At 70.6% G+C, this 23842-nt stretch carries 21 protein-coding genes and 1 pseudogene; 12 read left to right on the top strand and 10 right to left on the bottom strand.

What is annotated here, in order from left to right:
* Window positions 1-12 precede the first annotated feature (12 nt).
* Genes rapZ through KZ820_RS14015 form a run of 4 tightly spaced genes read right to left on the bottom strand, consistent with a single transcriptional unit; the run spans window position 13 to window position 3584 of the window.
* Window positions 13-912 carry an RNase adapter RapZ gene (gene rapZ / locus KZ820_RS14030; RefSeq protein ID WP_308462232.1) on the bottom strand — a complete coding sequence of 300 codons (900 nt, stop codon included), beginning with the start codon at window positions 910-912 and terminating at the stop codon, window positions 13-15.
* The gene (locus tag KZ820_RS14025; RefSeq protein WP_219749252.1) at window positions 909-1337 is read right to left on the bottom strand and encodes an HPr kinase/phosphorylase; all 429 of its coding nucleotides are present in this window, start codon (window positions 1335-1337) and stop codon (window positions 909-911) included. Before KZ820_RS14025 ends, rapZ begins: the two co-directional genes overlap by 4 nt.
* On the bottom strand, window positions 1334-2911 hold the full coding sequence (locus KZ820_RS14020) for a sensor histidine kinase (RefSeq protein ID WP_219749251.1): 1578 nt from the start codon (window positions 2909-2911) through the stop codon (window positions 1334-1336). Before KZ820_RS14020 ends, KZ820_RS14025 begins: the two co-directional genes overlap by 4 nt.
* Entirely contained in the window at window positions 2880-3584 is a 705-nt protein-coding gene (locus KZ820_RS14015) for a response regulator transcription factor (protein WP_219749250.1), read from the bottom strand. The genes KZ820_RS14020 and KZ820_RS14015 overlap by 32 nt, the downstream gene beginning before the upstream one ends.
* A gap of 178 nt (window positions 3585-3762) precedes the next feature.
* Here KZ820_RS14015 and KZ820_RS14010 point away from each other — a divergent pair, with 178 nt between their 5' ends.
* Window positions 3763-5376: a phosphoenolpyruvate carboxykinase gene (locus KZ820_RS14010; protein WP_219749249.1), complete on the top strand. Its 1614-nt coding sequence runs from the start codon at window positions 3763-3765 to the stop codon at window positions 5374-5376.
* 266 nt (window positions 5377-5642) lie between these two features.
* Here KZ820_RS14010 and KZ820_RS14005 read toward each other — a convergent pair whose 3' ends face one another.
* Window positions 5643-6359: a hypothetical protein gene (locus KZ820_RS14005; protein WP_219749248.1), complete on the bottom strand. Its 717-nt coding sequence runs from the start codon at window positions 6357-6359 to the stop codon at window positions 5643-5645.
* A 158-nt stretch (window positions 6360-6517) separates the two neighbouring features.
* Here KZ820_RS14005 and radA point away from each other — a divergent pair, with 158 nt between their 5' ends.
* The 5 genes from radA (at window position 6518) to KZ820_RS13980 (ending at window position 11267) form a co-directional block, all read left to right on the top strand.
* Window positions 6518-7894, top strand: a complete 1377-nt coding sequence (gene radA, locus KZ820_RS14000; RefSeq protein WP_219749247.1) for a DNA repair protein RadA — start codon at window positions 6518-6520, stop codon at window positions 7892-7894.
* A 280-nt stretch (window positions 7895-8174) separates the two neighbouring features.
* Window positions 8175-8735, top strand: coding sequence for a CvpA family protein (locus KZ820_RS13995; protein ID WP_219749246.1), 561 nt, complete (start codon window positions 8175-8177; stop codon window positions 8733-8735).
* A complete protein-coding gene (locus KZ820_RS13990) occupies window positions 8732-9172 on the top strand; it encodes an iron-sulfur cluster assembly scaffold protein (protein ID WP_219749245.1) in 441 nt (146 codons plus the stop codon). The genes KZ820_RS13995 and KZ820_RS13990 overlap by 4 nt, the downstream gene beginning before the upstream one ends.
* Entirely contained in the window at window positions 9172-10938 is a 1767-nt protein-coding gene (locus tag KZ820_RS13985; RefSeq protein ID WP_219749244.1) for a cation:proton antiporter domain-containing protein, read from the top strand. The genes KZ820_RS13990 and KZ820_RS13985 overlap by 1 nt, the downstream gene beginning before the upstream one ends.
* Window positions 10914-11267: a DUF423 domain-containing protein gene (locus KZ820_RS13980; RefSeq protein WP_219749243.1), complete on the top strand. Its 354-nt coding sequence runs from the start codon at window positions 10914-10916 to the stop codon at window positions 11265-11267. Before KZ820_RS13985 ends, KZ820_RS13980 begins: the two co-directional genes overlap by 25 nt.
* 114 nt (window positions 11268-11381) lie before the next feature.
* On the opposite strand, the gene KZ820_RS13975 is transcribed toward KZ820_RS13980, so the two are convergent.
* Window positions 11382-12818, bottom strand: coding sequence for an MFS transporter (locus KZ820_RS13975; protein WP_219749242.1), 1437 nt, complete (start codon window positions 12816-12818; stop codon window positions 11382-11384).
* A gap of 88 nt (window positions 12819-12906) precedes the next feature.
* Here KZ820_RS13975 and KZ820_RS13970 point away from each other — a divergent pair, with 88 nt between their 5' ends.
* The 3 genes from KZ820_RS13970 to KZ820_RS13960 all read left to right on the top strand — a co-directional run bounded on the left by KZ820_RS13970 (window position 12907) and on the right by KZ820_RS13960 (window position 15872).
* On the top strand, window positions 12907-15015 hold the full coding sequence (locus KZ820_RS13970; RefSeq protein WP_219749241.1) for a prolyl oligopeptidase family serine peptidase: 2109 nt from the start codon (window positions 12907-12909) through the stop codon (window positions 15013-15015).
* Between the two features lie 99 nt (window positions 15016-15114).
* Window positions 15115-15438, top strand: a complete 324-nt coding sequence (locus KZ820_RS13965) for a WYL domain-containing protein (RefSeq protein WP_183919925.1) — start codon at window positions 15115-15117, stop codon at window positions 15436-15438.
* A gap of 5 nt (window positions 15439-15443) precedes the next feature.
* Entirely contained in the window at window positions 15444-15872 is a 429-nt protein-coding gene (locus KZ820_RS13960; protein WP_258048208.1) for a DoxX family protein, read from the top strand.
* A gap of 138 nt (window positions 15873-16010) precedes the next feature.
* Here the strand turns inward: KZ820_RS13960 and KZ820_RS13955 are convergent, their stop codons facing one another.
* Together KZ820_RS13955 and KZ820_RS13950 are read right to left on the bottom strand one after the other, a co-directional pair.
* Window positions 16011-16505 carry a DUF5872 domain-containing protein gene (locus tag KZ820_RS13955; protein WP_219749240.1) on the bottom strand — a complete coding sequence of 165 codons (495 nt, stop codon included), beginning with the start codon at window positions 16503-16505 and terminating at the stop codon, window positions 16011-16013.
* Window positions 16506-16548: 43 nt separating this feature from the next.
* Complete coding sequence (locus KZ820_RS13950) at window positions 16549-18870, bottom strand: ATP-dependent helicase (protein WP_219749239.1); 2322 nt, start codon at window positions 18868-18870, stop codon at window positions 16549-16551.
* A gap of 108 nt (window positions 18871-18978) precedes the next feature.
* On the opposite strand from KZ820_RS13950, the gene KZ820_RS13945 reads away from it, so the two are divergent.
* The 3 genes from KZ820_RS13945 to KZ820_RS13935 all read left to right on the top strand — a co-directional run bounded on the left by KZ820_RS13945 (window position 18979) and on the right by KZ820_RS13935 (window position 22793).
* Window positions 18979-19392: a GFA family protein gene (locus tag KZ820_RS13945; protein ID WP_219749238.1), complete on the top strand. Its 414-nt coding sequence runs from the start codon at window positions 18979-18981 to the stop codon at window positions 19390-19392.
* A gap of 174 nt (window positions 19393-19566) precedes the next feature.
* Window positions 19567-21207, top strand: coding sequence for an inorganic phosphate transporter (locus KZ820_RS13940; RefSeq protein WP_219749237.1), 1641 nt, complete (start codon window positions 19567-19569; stop codon window positions 21205-21207).
* Window positions 21208-21482: 275 nt separating this feature from the next.
* Window positions 21483-22793: an MFS transporter gene (locus tag KZ820_RS13935; protein ID WP_219749236.1), complete on the top strand. Its 1311-nt coding sequence runs from the start codon at window positions 21483-21485 to the stop codon at window positions 22791-22793.
* 7 nt (window positions 22794-22800) lie between these two features.
* Here KZ820_RS13935 and rsmD read toward each other — a convergent pair whose 3' ends face one another.
* Together rsmD and KZ820_RS13925 are read right to left on the bottom strand one after the other, a co-directional pair.
* A complete protein-coding gene (gene rsmD, locus KZ820_RS13930) occupies window positions 22801-23340 on the bottom strand; it encodes a 16S rRNA (guanine(966)-N(2))-methyltransferase RsmD (RefSeq protein WP_219749235.1) in 540 nt (179 codons plus the stop codon).
* Window positions 23337-23842 (bottom strand): annotated as a pseudogene (locus tag KZ820_RS13925) (hypothetical protein); the annotation flags it as partial. The pseudogene KZ820_RS13925 and the gene rsmD, both read right to left, overlap by 4 nt.

The following is a 23842-nucleotide window of genomic DNA, read 5'->3' as shown; positions in this document are numbered from 1 at the left end:
TCGATACTTCGTTCATTGACGCGATGGTCGTCCTTCGAGCGCATCCTGCGGTGCCGCCGCCAGGTCACGATGCGTGATGGTGGGACAAAAGCCCGCCTCGCGCAACCGACGACCGACCCGCTCGGCGACGTGCACCGAGCGGTGCTTGCCGCCGGTGCACCCGAAGGCGACGGTGACGTAGGGCTTGCCCTCGGCGTGATAGCGCGGGACGAGCAGCAGGAGCAACTCCTCGATCCGGCCAACTGCCTCATCATAGGCCGGATCCGCCGCGACATAGGCGGCGACCTCGGGATCCAGGCCGGTGCGCGGGCGCAGCTCGGGCACCCAGTGCGGGTTGCGCAGGAAGCGCATGTCGAAGACCAGGTCGACTCCCGCGGGCACGCCGCGCGCGAAGCCGAACGATTCGACCGTCAGCGTCGTGCCGACGGTGCCGTCGCGGCGAAAGGTGCGGCGGATCTCCTGCGCCAGCTGGTTGCTGGTCAGCCGGGTCGTGTCGATCAGCCGGTTGGCGCGCGCGCGCAGCGGCTCGAGCAGGCGCCGCTCCAGCGCGATGCCGTCGGCGGCAGGTCGGTCGTCCGCGAGTGGGTGGCGGCGGCGCGTCTCGGCGAAGCGTCGCGCCAGCTCTCCCTCCGAACAGTCCAGGAAGAGCATGCCGACCTCGACCCCTGGCTCCTCGCGCAACTGCTCGAAGCGGCGCAGCACCGCGGCTGGGTCGAAGTTGCGCGTGCGCGTGCCGAAGCCGAAGGCGAGGGGGCGCGGCGTCTCGCCGCTGTCAGGCGGCAGCGCGACGACGCGGGTGAGCAGCGACAAGGGTACACTGTCCACCGTCTCCCAGCCGAGGTCCTCCAGCGTCTTGAGCACGGTGGTCACGCCCGCCCCGGCCATGCCGGTGATCAGCAGCACCTCGGTCACGACGGCATCTCCTTCAGCCGCGCCAACGCATATTCCACCTTGATCGGTGCCGAGGGCCAGCGCGGATCGATCACGATCTCGGGCAGGGTGACGCCGGCGAGCTCGATCCAGCGCGGCTCGGGCATGCGCTCGCCTTCCTCGCCGAGCGCCACCACCAGCGCGACCGGTGCGACGCGCCGGTACGGCCGGTCGACGATGCCGAGCCCGCGCACCTCCATCCGGCCCGCGATCGTCGCGGGCGACCCCGCGACCAGGTCGGCGCCGTCGTGCACCAGCATCGTGTAATCGTCCGCCACCAGCTCGGCGCCGCGATCGATCAGCCGCAGCGCCAGGTCGGACTTGCCCGCGCCCGACGGCCCGGTGAGCAGCACCGCTCGCCCGCCGAGCGCGACCGCGGTGGCGTGGAGCGTCACCGCTGCGGTCACAACACCGCGCCCCGCGCGGCGAGCGGCAGCCGCACGACGAAGCGCGCGCCGCTCAGCCGGTCGTCGCGCGACTCGACCCCGATCTCGCCCTGGTGCGCGTCGACGATGGTGCGCGCGATCGCGAGGCCCAGGCCGCTGTGTTCGCCGAATCCCTCCTGCGTCGGCCGCACCGAGTGGAAGCGCTGGAAGATCGCCTCGCGCGCTTCCTCGGGCACGCCCGGCCCTTCGTCTTCCACCCGCACCTCCAGCATCGAGCGGTCGCGCCGTGCCGCGACGCTGACAACGCCGTCATCGGGCGAGAAGGAGATGGCGTTGTCGATGAGATTGGCGAAGACTCGTTCCAGCCGCGCGCCCTCGCCGAGCACGTGGAGCTCGCCGTGATCGCGCGCGTCGAGCCGCACGCGGACGCCGCGCGGCACGCCACGCGCCTCGCGCTGCGCCACCATCGCCGCCAGCATCGCCTCGACGTCGACTGGCTCGAAGGTCGCGCGGCTGAGCTGGGCGTCGAGCCGCGACGCGTCCGAGATGTCGCTGATCAGCCGGTCGAGCCGGTGCACGTCGTCGCCGACGATCGCGAGCAGCTGCGCCTGCGCGTCGGGCGCGCGGACATGGCCGAGCGCGTCCACCGCGGAGCGCAGCGAGGCGAGGGGGTTCTTGAGCTCGTGCGTGACGTCGGCGGCGAAGGCCTCGGTGGCGTCGATGCGTGCGCGCAGCGCCAGGCTCATGTCGCTGAGCGCGCGCGCGAGCATGCCGATCTCGTCGCGCCGCTCGGGCAGCCGCGGCACCACCACCTCGCGCGCGCGGCCGAGTCGCACCCGCACCGCGGCGCGCGCGAGCCGGCGCAGCGGCTCGACGATGGTGCGCGCGAGGAACAGCGACAGGCCGATCGAGATCGCCGCCACCACCAGCAGCACCACGCTCAGCCGAAAACGCTCGAGCCGCACCCGCTCGGTGATGTCGCGCGCGTTGACCGCGGAGAGCAACGCGCGGCCGCCCGGCAGCGGGGCGGCAGCGGTGATCACCGGAGTGCGATCGGGCGCGCGCCATACCGTCACCGCGCTCGGGGCGCCGGCCAGCACCGCGCGTACGTCGGGCCAGCGTCGTCCGTCGGCGCGCTCGCGATAGCCCGGTGCGAGCGGGGCGCGCACGACTCGGTCGATCGCCGCGTCGAGGAAGCGCGCGCTGCGCTTGGCCAGCGAGTCGTCGTCGGGATCGTCGAGCCGGAAATTCGCGACGCCGAGCGCGCGCGAGTCGGCGCTCGCGACGCCGTCGGCGTCGTACAGCCGCAGCCGCGTGCCGGTGTCGGTGGCGAGCCGCGCCAGCAGCCAGTCGCGTCGCGCGTCAGGGATGGCGGTGAGCGCCTCCGCCATCAGCCGCGCCTCGCGCGAGGCCTGCGCCGCGCGCTCGTCAAGGATGCGGCTGCGGAACGTGTCGAGGTAGAAGAAGCCACCCGCCAGCAGGAGCAGCGCCAGGGTGTTGACCGCGAGGATGCGCGGAGTGAGCGAGACCTTGCCGGACCAGGAGCGCGCCTGCTCGGCGGCGTCACTCCTCCGAAAAGCGGTAGCCGGCGCCATACAATGTCTCGATCGAGTCGAAGCCGGCATCGACCTCGCGGAACTTGCGGCGGACGCGCTTGATATGGCTGTCGATCGTGCGGTCGTCGACGTAGATGTCGTCCTGATAGGCCGCGTCCATCAGCTGGTTGCGCGTCTTCACGATGCCGGGGCGCTGCGCCAGCGTCTCGAGGATCAGGAACTCGGTGACGGTCAGCGTCACATTGTGGCCGTCCCAGCTGACGCGGTGGCGCGCCGGGTCCATCACCAATCGGCCGCGCTCGATCGGGCCCTGCGCGGCGGCATCCTCTCCGCCGGGCGCGGCGCTGCCCTCGGTGCGGCGCAGGATGGCGCGGATGCGTGCGATCAGCAGCCGCTGGCTGAACGGCTTGGCGATGTAATCGTCCGCACCCATCGCCAGCCCGAGCGCCTCGTCGAGCTCGTCGTCCTTGCTGGTGAGGAAGATGACGGGGACGCGGCTCTTCTCGCGCAGCCGGCGCAGCAGCTCCAGCCCGTCCATCCGCGGCATCTTGATGTCGAAGATGGCGAGATCGGGCGGGTTGTCGGTGAGCGCCTTCAGCGCTGCCTCACCGTCCGAATAGACCCGCGTCAGGAACCCCTCGGCCTGCAGCGCGATCGACACCGAGGTGAGAATGTTGCGGTCGTCGTCGACCAGCGCGATCGTGGCCGTCATCGAAAGGTCCGGGTCATGCCAGCGGGGTAATCCAAAGCGGGCGTGCGCTCAATGGCGTGCGACGAAGCGCAGAGTACGCCTGTTTAACATGTTTGACGCATCGTCCGGCCAGGTGTAAAACATGTTTAGCAGAGGCCGGTCGGCGACGGCACGGCGGCACGAAGAAGAGGATGGACCATTGAGCGATCGCATTCCGGACGCCGGGCTCGAGGCACAGGGCATCGAGACCCGCGCCACGCTCCACTGGAACCTCGTCACCGCGCGGCTGGTCGAGGCCGCGGTGGCGCGCAACGAGGGCAAGCTTTCCGCCGACGGCCCGCTGGTGGTCGAGACCGGGCAGCACACCGGCCGCTCGGCGCAGGACAAGTTCATCGTGCGCGACGCCGAGACCGAGACGAGCGTGTGGTGGGGCAAGTCGAACAAGGCGATGACGCCCGACCATTTCGCCGCGCTCAAGCAGGATTTCCTCACCGCGCTGCGCGCCAAGAGCGACCTGTTCGTGCAAGACCTGTACGGCGGCTCGCAGCCGGGCCATCGCGTCCGTGTCCGCGTGATCAACGAGCTGGCGTGGCACAACCTCTTCATCCGCACCATGCTCGTTCGGCCAGAGGAGCGTGAACTCAAGGGTTTCGTCGCCGATTACACGATCATCGACCTGCCGAGCTTCCGCGCCGATCCCGCGCGCCACGGCTGCCGCAGCGAGACCGTGATCGCGGTGAACATGACTGAGAAGCTCGTGCTGATCGGCGGCACGCGCTACGCCGGCGAGATGAAGAAGTCGGTGTTCGGCATCCTCAACTACCTGCTGCCGCCTACGGGCGTGATGCCGATGCACTGCTCGGCGAATATGGGAGAGGACGGGCGCACCGCGGTGTTCTTCGGCCTGTCGGGGACGGGCAAGACCACGCTGTCGGCCGATCCCAAGCGCACGCTGATCGGCGACGACGAGCACGGCTGGTCCGACGACGCGGTCTTCAACTTCGAGGGCGGCTGCTACGCCAAGATGATCCGGCTCTCGCCCGAGGCCGAGCCCGAGATCTTCGCCACTACCAAGCGGTTCGGTACCGTGCTCGAGAACGTCGTGATGGATGAGGTGACGCGCCAGCTCGACCTCGACGACAACTCGCTCGCGGAGAACAGCCGTGGCGCTTACCCGATCGACTTCATCCCCAACACGTCCGAGCGCAACATGGGAGGCACGCCGCGCAGCATCGTGATGCTGACCGCGGACGCCTATGGCATCCTGCCGCCGATCGCCAAGCTGACGCCCGATCAGGCGATGTACCACTTCCTGTCGGGCTATACCGCGCGCGTCGCTGGCACCGAGATGGGCGTGACCGAGCCCGACGCCACTTTCTCGACCTGTTTCGGCGCGCCGTTCATGCCGCGCCACCCGTCGGTCTACGGCAATCTACTGAAGAAGCGGATCGCCCGCGGCGGGGTCGACTGCTGGCTGGTCAACACAGGCTGGACCGGTGGAAAGTATGGCGTGGGCCATCGCATGCCGATCAAGGCGACCCGCGCGCTGCTCGACGCCGCGCTGGACGGCAGCCTCAATCATGCTGAGTTCCGCACTGACCCGAACTTCGGGTTCAAGGTACCCGTGGCGGTGCCGGGTGTTGACAGCGCGATGCTTGACCCGCGCGCGACCTGGGCGGACAAGGCCGCCTATGACACGGCGGCGGCCCGGCTGGTCGACCTGTTCAACGACAATTTCGCGCAATTTGCGGAGCACGTCGACCAAGGCGTTCGCGACGCGGCACCGCGGGCGGTCGCGGTAGCGGCGGAGTGAGGTCGGTGGAGGACTTGTTCGCGCGAAGACGCTACCTGGAATTAAGGTGATCATAACGCCGGCGTCAAAGAGCTTCCTATCTGCGACTCCGCGCTTGCGCGCGAACTAATTCTCTTCGCGACTTCGCGTGAACGCTGGTCCTTCTTAGTTTCCCGGCAATCGCCGGGGAACGCTTTGAGGCACGGAACACCGCGCGCCCACGACGGGGAACGCCGCCCGCGTCCAGAAGACGCGAGCGGCGCTCGTTTTTCGCGCTGCCGAGACGATCAGCGCGGCTTGCGCTTGGCCTTGGTGGTCGTCGTGGTCGCGCCCGGCGCGGCCGTCGAAGCCTCCGCGGTGGTGCCCGGCGTCGAGGCGCTCTCGGTGCCGGTCGCGGCGGTGGTGCCGGCGGCCATGTCACCGGCGGTGGTCGAGGACGAGCTGGACGACGAAGCGCCGGCGCTGCCACCGCCCGCCGCGGTCATCGCCGCCTTGAGCTGTGCCGCGGTCATGCCGAGCACGATACCCTGCGGGCCGGGGCCGAAGCCGTTGGCCGGCAGTACGACGGGGCCGTCGGCGGTGGTCAGCGTCACGCCGCTGGCATCGACCGACTTGATCGTGCCGAGCTGCGTGCCGCCGGTGCCATAGACAGTGGCGCCCGGGACGAGCTTCGACTTGAAGTCGGCGGTGGCCTGCGCCTGCTGCTGCCCGGCGGCGGCCTCGAGCTGCGCCTTGGTCATCGCCAGCACCGGGCCCTGCGCACCCTGACCGAGCGAGGTCAGCGGGATCGCCGCCTTCACCGTGCCGGTGTTGACCACCGCATTGGTGCCGTCGGTGCTCTCGACGGTGCCGACGACGCCGCCCGAGGTGTCATAGACGGTGGCGCCGGTGGCGACCGTGGCCGCACCCGTGGCAGGCGCCTGGGCCGGCGCCGCCGCTTGCGCCAGCGCGGCCCCGGGAAGGGCGGCGGCGGAAGCGAGAGCGAAAACGGCGAAGTGCTTCACGAGAAACTCCTATGGTCGTTTGCGAATATGTCGTCGCTGAAACGATCGCGTCACAACGAGGGTTCCGAGTGATGGGCGACTCGCCCTGCACCTGCGGTGAACCGCTCGTTCATCGAACAGTCGTTCCCTTCCTGTTCTGGCTGCGCTACGAGCATGCCATGGCCAAGATGCACAAGAGATATGTCTGCCAGTCGTGCGGGTCGGTGAACCACCGCTGGCAGGGGCAGTGCGCCGACTGCTCGGAATGGAACACGCTGGTGGAGGAAGCGCCGGCCGTAGCGACGCCCTTTCAGGCCAAGCATAATCTTCAGGGTGGCGGACGCACGATCGCGCTGGTCGGGCTCGACGCCGAGGTGGCGCTGCCGCCGCGGACGCCGTTCGGCATCGCCGAGCTCGATCGCGCGCTCGGCGGCGGGCTGGTGGCGGGCTCGGCGACGCTGATCGGCGGCGACCCCGGTATCGGAAAGTCGACCCTGCTGCTCCAGGCCGCGGCGGCGCTGGCGCGGCGCGGCCACGACGTCGCCTATGTCTCGGGCGAGGAGGCGGCGGACCAGGTGCGGCTGCGCGCGCGCCGGCTCGGGCTGGGCGACGCGCCGGTGAAGCTCGCCGCCGCCACCTCGACACGCGACATCCTGACGACGCTGTCGCACGACCGCCCGCCCGCGCTGCTGGTGATCGACTCGATCCAGACGATGCACTCCGACCTGATCGAGGGCGCGCCGGGTACCGTCAGCCAGGTCCGCGCCAGCGCGCAGGAGCTGATCCGCTTCGCCAAGGAGCGCGGCACCGCGGTGGTGCTGGTCGGCCATGTCACCAAGGACGGCACGATCGCGGGTCCGCGCGTGCTCGAGCATATGGTCGATACGGTGCTGAGCTTCGAGGGCGAGCGCAGTCATCAGTATCGCATCCTGCGCAGCCTCAAGAACCGCTTCGGCGGCACCGACGAGATCGGCGTCTTCGCCATGGCGGGTGACGGCTTGGCGGAGGTGTCGAATCCGTCTGCGCTGTTCCTCACCCAGCGCGACGAGGGTGTCACCGGCGCGACCGTCTTCCCCGCGCTGGAGGGAACGCGGCCGGTGCTGGTCGAGATCCAGGCACTGGTGGTGCGGCTCGCCAGCGGGGCGACGCCGCGGCGCGCGGTCGTCGGCTGGGACTCGGGGCGGCTGGCGATGATCCTGGCGGTGCTGGAGGCGCGCTGCGGGCTCAGCTTCTCGACCTGCGAGGTCTATCTCAACGTGGCAGGGGGCTATCGCGTGCAGGATCCGGCGGCCGACCTCGCGGTCGCGGCGGCGCTGGTCTCGGCGCTGAGCGAGCGGCCGGTGCCCGCCGACGCGGTGGCGTTCGGCGAGATCGCGCTGTCGGGCGAGCTACGCCCGGTCGCGCACGCGCCGCTTCGGCTCAAGGAGGCGTCCAAGCTCGGCTTCGAGCGCGCGCTGCTGCCAGAAAGCGCCGCGGGGGCGGAGCGCGAGGTGATGCGGCGGTCGAGCTTCCGGACGCTCGGGCAGTTCGTCGATCACCTGCTCGGGAGAGGGTGAGGAGGCAGACGAAATCCTCCCCGTGGGGCGGGGAGGGGAGGGGAGGGGAGGGGGAACGCTCGCCGAAGGCGAGTGGTGGAGGGGGCTCACCACGCAGCGCAGCATCTGCGGCAGCCCCCCTCCACCAGGCTGCGGCTTGTCCCCGCCCCGTGCCGGGGAGGATCGGCACCGCTCTGGGGGCAATCGCACGTCACCATTCTGGGTACCCGTGTTTACCTCCTCGCACCCGCATCGCAACTCGCGCTGGCCCCCGCCGCCGTGGCGCCATAAGGATGCGCGCATGAACTTGCAGGGGCTCGACATCGCCGTGCTCGCCGCGGTGGCGCTGACCGCGCTGGGTGGCGTGCGGCGCGGTTTCGTCGGCGAGGTGCTGGCGCTGTTCGCCTGGGTGGCGATGGTGTTCGCGCTCAAGATCTTCCACCTGCCGCTCGCGCGCGCGCTGGCCGGCACCGTCGGCAGCGCCTCGGGCGCGGCGGTGCTCGCCTTCGTTATCCTCACCGCGGGCACGTATGTCCTCAGCAAGATCGTGGTCAACGCGGTAGCGCGGCGCACCCGCACCTCGGTGCTCGGCCCGATCGATCGGGCGCTGGGCTTCGGGTTCGGCGCGCTGAAGGGTTTGATCCTGGCGAGCCTCGCCTATCTTCTGCTGATCCTCGTGCTCGACACGACGGGCGGCGGGCCGTCGCACCGGCCGGCGTGGTTGACGCAGGCGCGGACCTACCCGCTGCTCAGCGCGACGAGCGCGTCGATCGCCGATTTCGTCGACCGGCGGCGCCGCGGCGAGCCCGTCTTCGCGCCGCGCGTCTCCCAGCGCGCCGCCAGAGAGAACAGAGAGTCATGAGCCTCGACTTGTACACCCCCGAGATCAGCGCGCTGGCGATCGGCAACCCCTATCCCGAGCGGCTCGCCGACCCCGCGGGAACGGCCGAGAAGCGCTCGCCGATCTGCGGCAGCCGCGTGATCGTCGACGTCGATCTCGACGGCGCCGGGCGGGTCGCCGCGCTGGGCACGCAGGTGCGCGCCTGCCTGCTCGGCCAGGCCTCGTCGACGCTGCTGGCGCGGCACGCGATCGGCCGCACGCCCGAGGAACTGGCGACAGCGCGCGACTCGCTCACCGCCTGGCTCGCCGGCAGCGGCGACACGCCCGACTGGCCTGGCATCGCGATCTTCGCGCCCGGCCTCAAGCTCACCGCGCGCCACCCCTCGATCCGGCTCGCCTTCGAGGCCGCGGCGGAGGCGGCCGAGCAGGCGCGCGCCGCGAGCGAGGTCGCGGTCTGATGGAGCACGCCGCCGACGGCTCGCTGGTCCGCGACGGGACGATCCTGCTCGGCGCGGGACTGGTCTTCGTGCTGCTGTTCCGCCGGCTCGGGCTGGGCGCGACCCTAGGCTTCCTCGTCGCCGGCGCGCTGGTCGGGCCGCAGCTGCTCGGGCTGGTCGGCGATGCCGAGACCAAGCTGGGCTTCGCCGAGCTCGGCATCACGCTGCTGCTCTTCATCGTCGGGCTGGAGCTGAGCCCGACGCGGTTGTGGCGGCTGAAGGAAGATATCCTCGGACTGGGGCTGCTCCAGGTCGTCGCCTGCGGCGTCGCCATCGCCGCGATCCTCGCGCTCGCAGCGAAATTCTCGCTCGCCGCGGCGCTGGCGGTGGGCATGCCGCTGGCCCTGTCCTCGACCGCGCAGGTGCTGCCCATGCTGCAGTCCTCGGGACGCCTGCGCACGCCGTTCGGCGAGCGCGCCTTCTCGATCCTGCTGTTCCAGGACCTGTCGATCATCCCGATGATCACGATCATCGCCGCGATGAGCCGCAACCCCGAGGCCGCGGCCGGGCCGCCGGGCTGGTTGCTGGTGGTCTATACCGTGCTCGCCATCGCCGGGCTGGTCGCGGTCGGGCGCTTCGTGCTGCGCCCGCTGTTCCGCGGCATCGGCAATCTCGGCGAGCGCGAGATGTTCGTCTTCGCCGCGCTGTTCACGGTGATCGCCGCGGCGGCGCTGATGGAGTGGCTGGGGCTCTCCACCGCGCTCGGCGCGTTCGTGGCGGGCGTGATGCTGGCGGACAGCCCTTATCGTCACGAGCTGGAGACCGACGTCGAGCCCTTCCGCTCTATCCTGCTCGGGCTGTTCTTCCTCGCGGTCGGCATGATGCTCGACCTGCACGCCATCGCCGAGCGTCCCTTCTTCGTGGTGGCGATGGCGGCGGCGTTGATCGTCACCAAGGCAGGGATCATCACCGCGCTGGGGCTGGCCTTCCGCATGAAGTGGCGGCAGGCGGTCGCGCTCGGACTGCTGCTGAGCCAGGGCGGCGAGTTCGGCTTCGTGCTGCTCGCCCAGGCGCAGAACGCCTATCTGATCGCGCCGCAGGCGGCGAGCCTATTCGGCGCGATCATCACGCTGTCGATGGCGACGACGCCCTTCTTGATGATGTTCACGCGCCGCTTCCGCGAGGAGCCGATCGTCGCCGACGGCGCACGTGACGGGCCGAAGGCGGACGGCGCCAACGCGATCATCGTCGGCTATGGCCGATTCGGCCAGACGGTCGGGCAGATGCTGATGATGCAGGACATCCCGGTCACGCTGATCGACACCGATATCGAGATGATCGATATCGCCGAGGAGTTCGGCTCCAAGGTCTATTACGGCGACGGCACCCGGCTGGACCTGCTGCGCCAGGCCGGCGCTGCCGAGGCCGAGCTCATTATGTTCTGCATGGATGGCGACCAGCTCGACCTCGGCCAGCTCGAGGCGATCCACGAGGCCTTCCCGCGCGCCGCCATCTACGTCCGCGCCTTCGACCGGCGCGCGCTGGTGCGGCTCAAGCCGGGGCCGGCGCGCGCGGTGGTGCGCGAGGTGCTCGAGTCGGCGATCCGCATGGCGCGGCTGGCACTGGAAGGGCTGGGCGTCTCGCCCGCCGAGATCGACCGTGCCGAGCAGATGTACCGCGCGCGCGACCGCGAGCGGCTGCGCATCCAGATCGAGGCGGGCGACATCCGCGCCGCGCGCGCGCTGGTCGCCGAGCAGGCGCCATGGGGCGGGGGGCAGCGCGAGTGAATGGGTTGGTGGTCCTGGCGGCGCTGTCGGGCGCGCTCGCGGTCGGCGCTGGCGCGTTCGGGGCGCACGGCGCGAGCGGCGCGGCGGTGGAATGGCTCAAGACGGGGAGCCACTATCAGCTGGTCCACGCGCTCGCCGCGCTGGTGGCGCTGCGGCTGGAGGCACGCGGGCCGGCCTGGCTGTTCCTCGCCGGCGGCGCGCTGTTCGCGGGGACCCTGTACCTGATGGCGATCGGGCTGCCGCGCTGGCTCGGCGCGGTGACGCCGATCGGCGGGACGCTGCTGATCGCGGGCTGGCTGTGGCTGGCGTGGATCGGGGTGCGCGGGTAAGCCTGATCGGGATACTCAAACGGATCCGTGCTTCTGCCGACCCAGGAGCCCAGAAGTCGGGTCACCGTCGTTTGCCGCCAATCGGTCCCCGCGTACCGAGACACATGCCTGCGCTTACCGCACCGTCGCCGCCGGCACCGCCTCCGCCTCACTGCTGCCCGACTCGCGGACCGAGGGACGCAGTCGCGCGAGGCTGCACGCGCCCGCCACGAGCGCCAACCCGGCCGACACCAACGGCGGCACCGCCCCCGCCCCGACGCCGACCGCCAGCAGCGCTGCCACCAGTGTCGCACCCGTGGTCTGGCCGACCAGGCGCACCGTGCTCACCAGCCCGCCGGCAGCGGCGACGCGCGCGCGCGGTGCCGATCCGATGATCAGCCGCGCGTTCGGCGGCAGGAAGGTGCCGAAGCCGGAGCCGCACAGCGCCATCCGCCACGCCACGTCGAAATAGCTCGGATCGGCCGGCATCAGCGCGATCAGCACCAGGGCGACGATCGAGATCGCCATGCCGATCCCGCCGAGCAGCCCCGCCGGCACGCGGTCGGACAGCCAGCCGGTGAGCGGCGCGACGATCATGTTGGTCAGCGGCCAGGGCGCGATCGCCGCGCCGACCTCGGCCGCAGTGAAGCCATATTCGTGCGTGAGCCGGAATGGCGTCGACAACAGCAGCGTCATCGAGGCGATGAAGGCGGTGAAGCCGCCGATCGTCGACAGCGCGATCACCGGCCGCGCGAGCAGGTCGACCGGCAGGATCGGGTCGGCGGTCCCCCGCTCGCGCCGGACGTAGATCACGCCGATCGCGACGCCGAGCAGCACGATCGCGGCGGACACCACCGGGCTGTCGCCGTGGACCGCGCTCTCGGCGCCCCCAATCACCAGCCCGAACATCGCCGCGCACATCACCGCGCCGAGCACGTCGAAGCGCCGGTCGCGCGGCGCGGGGTCGGGCAGCGCGCGGCCGAACAGCAGCGAGGCGAGCGCGAAGGGGATCGCGCTGGCGAACACCCACGGCCATGGCGCCACCGCGAGCACCAGTCCGCCGATGGTCGGCGCCGCCGCGGCGGAGCTCGACACCACCACTGAGTTGATGCCGAGGCCGCGCCCCAGCTGCGCGCTCGGATAGGTCTGGCGGATCAGCGCCGAGGCGACCGCCAAGGCACCCGCCGCACCGATCGCCTGCGCCGCGCGCACCACCAGCAGGAAGGGCAGGCTCTTGGCGAAGAAGCAGAGCAAGGTCGCGACGGTGAAGATCGACTGGCCGAGCTGGTACATGCGTTTCAGCCCGATCCGCTCGCCCAGTCCGGCGAAGGGCAGCAGCAGCATCACCAGCATCAGCTGATAGACGGTCACGATCGCAACCACCGCCGAGGAGTCGACGCCGAGGTCGCGCGCGATCGTCGGCAGCGCGACATTGGCGACGCCGCCGTCGATGATCACCAGCGCGGTGCCGAAGCAGAGCGCCGCGATCGCGGCGTAGCGGCGCGGCGCGGGTAGGCCATCGGCGGCGGGGACGCCCGCGGCGGCGCGTCGGATCGGGTCAGCGGGCGGCATCCTTGCCTGCCCGACTCGTCACGTTGCGGCTTGTTCCGCGCCGCCGCGCGCCGCAAGAATGGCGGCAACGAAGAGAAGGGTCGCTGCGATGAGGGTTTCGGGACGGGGCCGGCTGGCCATCGGGGTGGCGCTCGCCGCGGCGCTTGCGGCATCGGCGGCGCTCGCCCAGAGCAAGGCGATGACCGACGATCCCTATGTCTGGCTCGAGGAGAAGGACGGCGCCCGGGCGCTCGCCTGGGTCGAGGCCGAGAACAAGCGCACGCTGCCGCGGCTTCAGGACGACCCGCGCTACCAGACCTTCTACCAGCAGGCGCTGGCGATCGCCGCGGCGAAGGATCGCATTCCGATGCCGAGCCAATTGTACGGCCGCATCTACAATTTCTGGCGCGATGCCGATCATCCGCAGGGCATCTGGCGCTGGACCAGCGAGGCCGATTACGCCCGGCCGCAGCCGAGATGGACGACGGTCCTCGACCTCGATGCGCTGTCGAAGGCAGAGGGCAAGAAATGGGTGTGGAAGGGCGCGACCTGCCTGCAGCCCGAGGAGCGGCTGTGCCTGGTCGCGCTCTCCGAGGGCGGCGAGGACGCGATCAGCTATCGCGAGTTCGACCTGGCTGCCGGCGCGTTCGTCTCCGGCGGATTCGCTTTGCCCAAGTCGAAACAGGGCGCGAGCTGGCTCGACGAGGACACGCTGCTGGTCAGCCGCGACTGGGGCGCTGGGACGATGACCGCCTCGAGCTATCCCTTCGTGGTGAAGATGGTGAAGCGCGGCCAGCCCTTGGCGGCGGCGACCGAGGTCTACCGCGGCCAGCCGGCCGACCAGCTCGGCACCTACGCCGGGGTGATCACCGACGGCCAGGGCCACCGGCTGGTCACGATCACGCGGCAGACGACCTTCTTCGGCGGCGAGACCTATGTCTGGACGCCGGCGGGGACGCGCAAGCTCGACGTGCCGGCGCGGACCTTCCCGGAGGCCATGGTCCACGGCCAGGTGCTGTTCCGCACCAGCGACCCGTGGGGCAAGGTGCCGGCGGGCGCGATCGCCTCCGTGCCGCTCGCCGACGTCGAGAGCGGAGCGCTGGACCCGACGGTGGTGTTCGCGCCCGACCCGCGCCAGTCGGTCGACGAAGTGGTGACGACCAAGGATCGGCTGGTGCTGATCTACAACGACAATGTCCGCGGGCGGGCGACGATCTACACGCCGGGAGAAAAGGGGTGGACGGCACGGCCGGTCGCGCTGCCCGACAATGTGTCGCTGGGCGTGGCGAGCGCCGACGACAAGAGCGACCATGGCTATGTGACGGTGACCGGCTTCCTGACGCCGACGACGCTGCTGCCGCTCGACGCCGCGACGGCGACGGCGGGGGCGGCGGTGAAGACGTTGCCGGCGAAGTTCGACGCCGCCGGGCTGGTGGTCGAGCAGCATGAGGCGACCTCCACCGACGGCACAAAGGTACCCTATTTCATTGTTCACCGACGAGGCATCCGACCCGACGGCACCACGCCGACGATCATGACGGCCTATGGCGGGTTCGAGCTGCCGATGCTGCCGGCCTATTCGGCGATCACCGGCAAATTGTGGCTCGAGCGCGGCGGAGCCTATGTGCTCGCGAACATTCGCGGCGGGGGCGAGTTCGGCCCGGCGTGGCACGACGCCGGGCGCAAGACCAAGCGACAGGTGATCTACGACGATTTCGCCGCGGTGGCGAAAGACCTGATCGCCCGGCGGCTGACCAGCCCGCAGAAGCTGGGCATCTACGGCGGCTCGAACGGCGGGCTGCTGATGGGGGTCGAGTTCAACCAGCATCCCGAGCTGTGGCAGGCGGTGACGATCCAGGTGCCGCTGCTCGACATGCTGCGCTACGAACAGATCGCGGCGGGCGCCTCCTGGGTCGACGAATATGGCTCGGTCAGCGTGCCCGAGGAGCGCGCCTTTCTCGGCACGATCTCGCCGTACCAGAACATCCGCAAGGGCGTGCGCTACCCCGAGCCGTACATCTGGACGACCACCAAGGACGACCGGGTCGGGCCGCAGCACGCGCGCAAGTTCGCCGCGCGGCTCAAGGAATATGGGCTGCCCTATCTGTTCTACGAGGACACGGCGGGTGGCCATTCTGGCGACGCGGACATCGAGCAGGGAGCGCGGCTGCAGGCGCTGCAGATGACCTATTTCGCGCAGAAGTTGATGCCGCGTTGACCGGTTTCTCGTGCTATGATGGGAACGTAGGCGATCTCGCGAGGTTCTTGCTGCGACGCAGCGCGATCGGCTAGGGGCAGCGTGATGAATGCTCAGACGATGAACAAGCCAAGCGCCGTTCCCGACACCGTCCCGATCGTCTTCGAGGCGATCGTCAAGCAGCAGGCGATCGCCGCGACCTACAATCGCGGCGAGGTGACGCTGGCGCCGCACATCCTCTACACCAAGCACGGCGAGATCTATCTCGACGCGCTCACGCTGGAGCGCGACGGCCAGCCGCCCAAAGAGCCAAAGATCGGCGCGTTCAAGCTCGCCGGGCTGACCGGGCTGCGGATCACGCCGCGTCGCTTCAAGCCGAGCGAATTGTTCGTTCCCGGTGACGACAAGTACGAGGGCGTAACGCTCCTGGCCGTGGAGGTCTGACCGGCTTGCCGGTCGATCGCTACGCTTCCTACGGCTTCAAGCGCCAGCGCGAGAGTGACGCGCGGCGCTGGGGCCGGTGGGCGCTCGCGCTGTTCTACGCGCTGGGCGGCATCGCGCATTTCGCCTTCACCGACGCGATGGCGGCGATCGTCCCGCCAGCGATCCCGCTGCCAGTCGCGGTGGTGGCGGTCACCGGCGTGATCGAGCTGGCCGGCGCGGCGATGCTGCTGCCGCGCGCCACGCGGCGCTTCGCCGGATGGGGGCTGGCGGCCTATGCGCTGTGCGTGTGGCCGGCCAATATCTACCACGCCATGCTCGATCTCGGCAGCGGTACGGGGCTGCCGGTCTGGTACCATGCGCCGCGGCTGCTGCTTCAGCCCGCGATCATCTGGTGGGCGCTGTGGGGGAGTGGCGCGGTGGAGCTGCGCAGGTAAAGGCGACTCTCTGATGTGCTTCGGTGCAGGCCGGAGCCTAGGTGGGAAGGCCGTAGTGGCTCTGACGTGAGGTCACCCAACTGTACCCGGCCCGCGCCGGGGCGCGTGGCTGACCGATGACGCGACCAGATCTGCGAACTATCCCGCGAGCGCCTTCGCCAGCTCGTCCTTGTTCATCGTCGAGCGACCGGGGATGTCGCGCTTCTTCGCCTCGGCGTAGAGATCGGCCTTCGAGCGATGGTCGCGGTACGGCCGCGTCTTCTCCGCCACGTCAGAGGGCTGGGCGGAGAATTGCTTCCCCTTCTTGGTGTCGGCCCGCTTCTTCGCGCTGGTGCGCGCATACTCCTTGTCGGACAGCGCCGCGCGCGCCTTCTTCGGCAGATAGCGCTCGCCGCTTGCCTCGCTCGTCGCGCCCGACTTGGTGCCCCAGTCCTCCTCGCTCCACTGGTGCAGCGAATTGTCCTCGTCCTTGCCGCCCTTATAGCCGCCGCCGCGCTTCTTATACTCGGCGACTGCCATCTGCGCCTTGCGCGCGGACCATTGCCCCTTCCTGCCGCCCTTCGCGCCGGCGGTGATCTCGTCCTTCACCGTCTCCCACAGAGCGGGATCGGTCTTCTCGGCGGTCTCGGACATGGCACACCTCCGCCGCCGACAACCCGGACGCGCCGGGAAAGTCTCAGCTGGCGCTGACGAAACTGTCCATCACGCGCTTGCGCCCGGCCTGTTCGAAGTCGATCTCGAGCTTGTTGCCCTCGATCTCGGCGATCGCGCCATAGCCGAACTTCTGGTGGAACACGCGCTGCCCCACTGACAGATCGCCGCGACCCTTGTTGCCGATGCTCACCGCCGAGGCGCGGCTCTCCACCACGCGGACCGGCTCGCGCGAGAAGGTGCGGCTGGTCCACTCGCCGCCGGGCTTGCTCCCGCTCTGGGTGCCGAGCGTCCCCGCCGCGCGCTGCCAGCCCGGGCCGCGGCCGGTGCCGCGCGCGACGTCGGCGAAGGGATCGGCGCGCTCGCTCCAATTGGCGCGCCACAGGCTCTCGCCGCCCGACATGCTCGTCTCGCTCTCGACATGCGCGTCGGGCAGCTCGCCCACGAAGCGCGACGGTAGCGAGCTGGTCCACTGCCCGTAGATGCGGCGGTTGGCGGCGTGGAGGATGGTGGCGCGGCGGCGCGCGCGCGTGATCGCGACATAAGCGAGGCGGCGCTCCTCCTCGAGGCTGCGCGTGCCGCCCTCGTCGAGCGCGCGCTGCGACGGGAACAGCCCTTCCTCCCAGCCGGCGAGGAAGACGGTGTCGAACTCCAGCCCCTTGGCGGCGTGGATCGTCATGATCGTCACCTTGGGATCCTCGCGCGTCGCCTCATTGTCCATGACCAGGCTGACATGCTCGAGGAAGGCGGTCAGGCTCTCATATTCCTCCATCGCGCGCACCAGCTCGGTGAGATTCTCGAGCCGCCCCGCCGCCTCGGCCGACTTCTCCGCCTGCCACATCGCGGTATAGCCGCTCTCGTCGAGGATCTGCCGCGCCAGCTCGGCGTGGGGCAGATCGTTGGCCATGTCGCGCCAGCGCGCGACGTCGCCGACGAAGCGGCCGAGCGCCTTGCGCGCCTGCGGGGTGAGTTCGTCGCTGTCGAGGATGCGCGCCGCCGCGATCGACAGCGGCAGCCGCTCGGCGCGGGCGAGCTGGTGGAGCTTGGCAATCGCCTTGTCGCCGAGGCCGCGCTTGGGCGTATTGACGATCCGCTCGAAGGCGAGGTCGTCGGCGGGCTGGTGGACGACGCGCAGATAGGCGAGCGCGTCGCGGATCTCGGCGCGCTCGTAGAAGCGGAAGCCGCCGACGATGCGATAGGGCAGGCCGATCGCGATGAAGCGGTCCTCGAACTCGCGCGTCTGGTGCTGCGCGCGCACGAGGATGGCGACATGGTCGAGGTTGGTGCCGTCGCGCTGCGCCGCCTCGATCTCCTCGCCGACGCGGCGCGCTTCCTCGGGCCCGTCCCACACGCCGAGGACGCGCACCTTCTCGCCCGCGTCGAGCTCGGTCCACAGCTCCTTGCCGAGCCGCCCGCCGTTGTTGGCGATCACGCCCGAGGCGGCAGCGAGGATATGTGGCGTGGAGCGGTAGTTCTGCTCCAGCCGGATCACCTTGGCGCCTGGGAAATCCTTCTCGAACTTGAGGATGTTCTCCACCTGCGCGCCGCGCCAGGAATAGATCGACTGGTCGTCGTCGCCGACACAGCAGATGTTGCGGCGCTCCTGCGCGAGCAGCCGCAGCCAGAGATACTGGACCGAGTTGGTGTCCTGATACTCGTCCACCATGATGTAGCGGAAGCGCTGCTGATACTGCTCGAGCACCGAGCGCTCGCGCTTCAGGATCGTCAGCACGTGAAGCAGCAGGTCGCCGAAGTCGCAGGCGTTCACCGCGCGCAGCCGGTCCTGATATTGCTGGTAGAGCTCACCGCCGCGGCCGTTGCCGTAGCGCTCGCTCTCGCCGGCGTCGATCTCGGACGGGGTGAGCCCCTTGTTCTTCCACTCGTCGATCAGCCCGGCGAGGCTGCGCGCGGGGAAGCGCTTCTCGTCGAGGTCGGCGGCGACGATCAGCTGCTTGAGCAGGCGGAGCTGATCGTCGGTGTCGAGGATCGTGAAATTGCTCTGCAGTCCGACCAGCTCGGCGTGACGGCGCAGCATCTTGGCGCCAATCGCGTGGAAGGTGCCGAGCCACGGCATGCCCTCCACCGCGTCGCCGACGAGACGCCCGACGCGCTCGCGCATCTCGCGCGCGGCCTTGTTGGTGAAGGTGACGCTGAGGATCTCGGACGGATAGGCCTTGCGCGTCCATAGCAGGTGCGCCAGCCGCGCGGTGAGCGCCGCGGTCTTGCCCGTACCAGCGCCGGCGAGCACCAGCACCGGCCCGTCGGTGGTGAGCACTGCGTCGCGCTGCGGCGGGTTGAGCCCGGCGAGATAGGGTGGGTCCTGAAGGGCGTTGGCTGGCTCGGTCACCGCCGAACAGGTAGGGAACGAAGCGCCGCGGAGCAAGCGCGCGGCTTGCCAGGTGCATGTTCTCGTGAGAACATCCTGGGAACATCGGTCGAGTCGAGGGAGAGCGAGATGGCGGAGCAGGCGGTGATCGCGGGGGGCTGCCACTGCGGCGCGATCCGCTACGAGGCGGAGGGCGCGCCCGAGCACCACGCGCTGTGCCATTGCACCGATTGCCGCGGCTGGTCGGGCGCGCCGGTGATGGGCTGGATCGCCTTTCGCGAGGATCACGTCAGCGTGACGGGCGAACCGGTGACGTATCACTCGTCGGAGCATGGCGAGCGGCAGTTCTGCGGGCGCTGCGGTACCGGGCTGTTCTATCGCAACGCGAGCGCGCTGCCGGGGCTGGTCGACGTCCAGTCGGGGACGCTGGACGATCCCGCGACGTGTCCGCCCAGCGCGCAGATCATGGTGAAGGAGCGGCTGCCGTGGACCAGAGGGATGGCGGACTTGCCCGCGTTCACCACCTATCCGGGCATGGGCTGAGCCGCGCCGCGGCTTTCTTCAAGGGCGGGCGAACCACCACGCTCGCTTCGTCTTGCAGCATCAGGACGCCTCGTCGGCGGCCGGTCCCTCGACGGCCGCTGCGTCAGTTCTGGCTCATCCTGGGACATTAATCGTCATTAAAGTGTCACTTTCGAGGAGGATGGCGGTGCCACCATGGCAACCACCGTCCTCGCGGCCAGCGAGTCGCCGCCGTCGCTTGCTGCTGCGCGACGATTCGACGCGCCGGTTCATCCCGGTGCGCGCCTCCTGTTCCTGCTGCTCGCCGCGGCGGGGCTTCTCTATGCCGGGATCAGCATCGTCATCGACACGCAGCAGGTCGGCGAGCAGCTCGCGGTCGGCGTGTTCCTGTTCCTCGGCCTTGCCCTGTTGATCGCGCTGGGCTTCGAGTTCGTCAACGGCTTCCACGACACCGCCAATGCCGTCGCGACGGTGATCTACACCAACTCGCTGCCCGCCAATCTGGCGGTGATGTGGTCCGGCTTCTTCAACTTTCTCGGCGTGCTCTTGTCCTCGGGCGCGGTGGCCTATTCGATCATCACGCTGCTGCCTGTCGACCTGATCCTCAACGTCGGCTCGGGCGCGGGCTTCGCGATGATCTTCGCGCTGCTGCTCGCCGCGGTGATCTGGAACCTCGCGACCTGGTACGTCGGCCTGCCCAACAGTTCGAGCCACACGCTGATCGGCTCGGTGCTGGGCGTCGGGCTCGCCAACCAATTGCTCACCTCGGGCGCGGGCGGCACCGCCGGGGTCGACTGGAGCCAGGCGACCAAGGTGCTGACCGGCCTGTGGATGGCGCCGCTGATCGGCTTCTCCGCCGCGGCGTTGCTGCTGCTGGTGCTGCGCCGCGTCGCGCGCTCGCCCGAGCTGATGCGCGCGCCCGAGGGCGACGCGCCGCCGCCGCTCGGCATCCGCGCGCTGCTCGTGTTCACCTGCACCGCGGTGTCGTTCAGCCATGGCTCGAACGACGGGCAGAAGGGCATGGGGCTGATCATGCTCATCCTGATCGGCTGCGCGCCGACCGCCTATGCGCTCAACCGCACACTCCCGGCGAGCGAGACGCCCGCTTTCCTCGCCAGCGCCACCGACGCGAGCGCGACGCTGATCCGGCACGGCGCCGCCGCGGTACCGCTCGAGCGCGCGCGACCGCTGCTCAAGGACGCGTTGGAGCAGCGCCGCGCGGTGTCGCCCCAGGCCTATGGCGCGGTGGTGGCAGTGTCGCGCGACCTGTCGCAGCGCGTCGCCGGTTATGGCGCGCTCAGCAACGTCCCGGCGCAGGCCGCGCCCAACGTGCGAAACGACATGTACCTGGTGCTCGACGCGACGCGGATGATCGTCGCCGACAAGCAGTCGCGGCTGAGCGGGCCGGAGAAAGACGCGCTCGCCGATTATCAGAAACGGCTGGAGCGCGGCACGCGGTTCATTCCCTTGTGGGTGAAGGTGGCGGTGGCGCTGGCACTCGGGCTCGGCACGATGATCGGTTGGAAGCGGATCGTCGTCACCGTCGGCGAGAAGATCGGCAAGCAGCACATGACCTATGGCATGGGCGCCTCGGCCGAGCTGGTCGCCGCGGCCACGATCCTGGCGGCAGACCGTTTCGGGCTCCCGGTGTCGACCACGCATATCCTCTCCTCGGGCGTGGCAGGCGCCTCGGTGGCGAGCGGGCAGGGGCTGCAGCGCCGCACATTGCTGCAACTCGCCGCGGCCTGGCTGTTGACGCTGCCGGTGGCGATGGCGCTGTCGGGCGCGCTGTTCTGGCTGCTGCGCGCGCTGGTGCGGACCGCCGGCCTGTCGTGACGTTGCGGCGAGCGACGTTCCAGCCGCACGGCACGCGCGTCCACGTCGCTGTCGGAAAAGCCGGGGCGGCCCTCGCGAGCCGCCCCGTAGTCCAGGGAAGGATCGGACGAGGGGGAGTGTCCGACCACCACGGTGCCACACAGGGGGAGCGGCACCGTCATCCTCTTCATAGCCGGGCAACGTTGCTGCTGTGTGTCGGTCGCAGAGCCTTTAGTGACCGTGCGGCAAACTTTTCCCGTTGACCCGGGCCCGACCGCCGCTCGATGACCGCCGCCATGCCAGCGTCCCCGCTCCCGACCGCCCCGCGCGCCAGCGCCTCGCATCGCCGCATCCTGCTCGCCAGCCTGGTCGGGACGTCGGTCGAATTCTACGACTTCTACATCTACGCCACCGCGGCCTCGCTCGTGTTCGGAACCCTGTTCTTTCCGATCGGCGACCCCGCGATCGAGCTGCTCGCCGCCTATGGCAGCCTGGCGGTGGCCTTCTTCGCGCGGCCGATCGGCGCCTGGGCGTTCGGTCACTTCGGCGACCGCGTCGGGCGCAAGTCGACGCTGATCGCCAGTCTGCTGCTGATGGGCGGCTCGACGATGGCGATCGCCTTCCTGCCGACCTTCGCGCAAGCGGGCTATGTCGCGCCGCTGCTGCTGTGCCTGCTGCGCTTCGGCCAGGGCTTCGGGCTGGGCGGTGAGTGGGGCGGGGCGGCGCTGCTGGCGGTGGAGAACGCGCCTTCGCACCGTCGCGGGCGCTACGGCATGGTCCCGCAGCTCGGCGCGCCGGTCGGTTTCATCGCCGCCAACGGGCTGTTCCTGCTGCTCGGCGCCACGATGGACCGCGACTCCTTCATGGCCTGGGGCTGGCGACTACCGTTCCTGCTCTCCTCGGTGCTGATCGCGCTGGGACTGTGGGTGCGGCTGACGATCGCGGAGACGCCCGCTTTCGCGGCGATGATCGAGGAAGGGCCGCCGCCGGCGGTGCCGATCGGCGAGCTGCTGCGCCACCATTGGCGCGCCGCACTGGGCGGAACGCTGGGGGCGGTGGCGTGCTTCGCGGTCTATTATGTCGCGACCGCCTTCGCACTCGGCTATGCGGTGACGCGCGGGTTCGACCGGCAGCTGTTCCTCGCGCTCCAGCTCGGCGCGATCCTGTTCATGGCGCTCGGCATCGCGCTGTCGGGCGAGTGGAGCGACCGGCGCTCGCCCGCGCACGTGCTGCGCTGGGGCTGCGTCGGCGCGGTGGTCGCCGGTTTCGCGCTGGTGCCGGGGCTCGGCTCGGGCGCGCCGCCCGCGGTCTTCGCGACGCTCGCCTTCGCGCTCTTCGTCATGGGCTTCGTCTATGGGCCGCTGGGCGCCTGGCTGCCGGGCCTGTTCCCGGCGCGGGTGCGCTACACCGGGGTGAGCCTCGCCTTCAACATGGCGGGCATCATCGGCGGCGGGCTCACCCCGATCGCGGCGCAGACGCTGGCGCAGCGCGGCGGGCTCGTCCCGGTCGGCGTCTATCTCGCCGCCATGTCGCTGCTGAGCCTCGTCGCGCTGCTGGTCATGCGACCCGCGCGCCACGTCGACGCGGTGCCGGTCGAGGGGCCGTGACGCGCGCTCAGGCGAGTCGCAGCAGCGTGACCTGGGCGCGGCCGTAGACCCGCTCCGCCACCGTCTCGAACCCCGCGGCCGTGACCGCCTCGCCGCGCGCGGTCTCGACCGTGACCCAGGTGGCGGGGCCGATCCAGCCGAGCCGCGCCAGCTTGTCCGCCGCCACCGCGCCCGCGCCGGTGCCGTAGGGCGGGTCCATCAGGACGAGGTCGAGCGGTGCGGTCGCGGGGCCGAGGGCCAGCACCGAGCCCGCGCGCACGTCCGCGCCGGTCGCGCCCAGCTTCGCCACGTTGGCGCGAAGCGAGTCGAGCGCGGCCTTGTCCTGCTCGACGAACAGGCAGGAGCGCGCGCCGCGCGACAGTGCCTCCAGCCCGAGCGCGCCCGAGCCGGCGAACAGATCCGCCACCGCGAGGCCCTCGAAGCTGCCGACCCGGCTGAGCAGCATCGAGAACAGCGCCTCGCGCGTGCGGTCGGCGGTGGGGCGCGTGGTCTCACCCGCGGGAGCGACGAGCGCGCGGCCGCGCCAGCTGCCGGCGACGATCCTCATCGCCGCCCCTTGCGCGGCGGTCCCGAGCGCGGCTTGGGCTTGGCCCAGCCCGGCTGGCGCTTGGGCCGCTCGGGCCGGGTCGGCGGCGCGGCGTCGGCGTCGTCCGGCGAGCGCGGGGACGATCCACCGGCGCGGGGTGGGGCGCGACGGGCGCGCTGATCATCGTCGGCGCGCTGCGGGGCGCGGCGGGTGCGCGCGTCGTCGCCAGCGCGGGACGAGCGCTCGACGAACGCCCCAGCGCGCGACGGCGAGCGACGCGTGCGCTCGTCCTCGCTGGCGCGGGCCGGGCGCTCGGCCGCTGCACCGGCCCGCGGCGTGGTTCGGGGCGCGCGCCGATCCTTGGCGGGGCGGGTCGGGCCCTCGGACTCCGCGCCGTCACGCACTCGCGCGCGCCGACCCGCTGCGGCAGGGGCATGCGCCTCGAGCGCCGCGCCCGGCGCCGGCCGCGCGCCGCGCGCGGCACCCGCGCGCTCGCTCACGTCCGCGGCGGGTCGCGCCGGCC

The organism is Sphingomonas citri, from assembly GCF_019429485.1.
GTDB lineage: Bacteria > Pseudomonadota > Alphaproteobacteria > Sphingomonadales > Sphingomonadaceae > Sphingomonas > Sphingomonas citri.
Note: the sequence above shows the minus strand (reverse complement) of the source record. Positions and strands in the feature narration are given on the sequence as shown.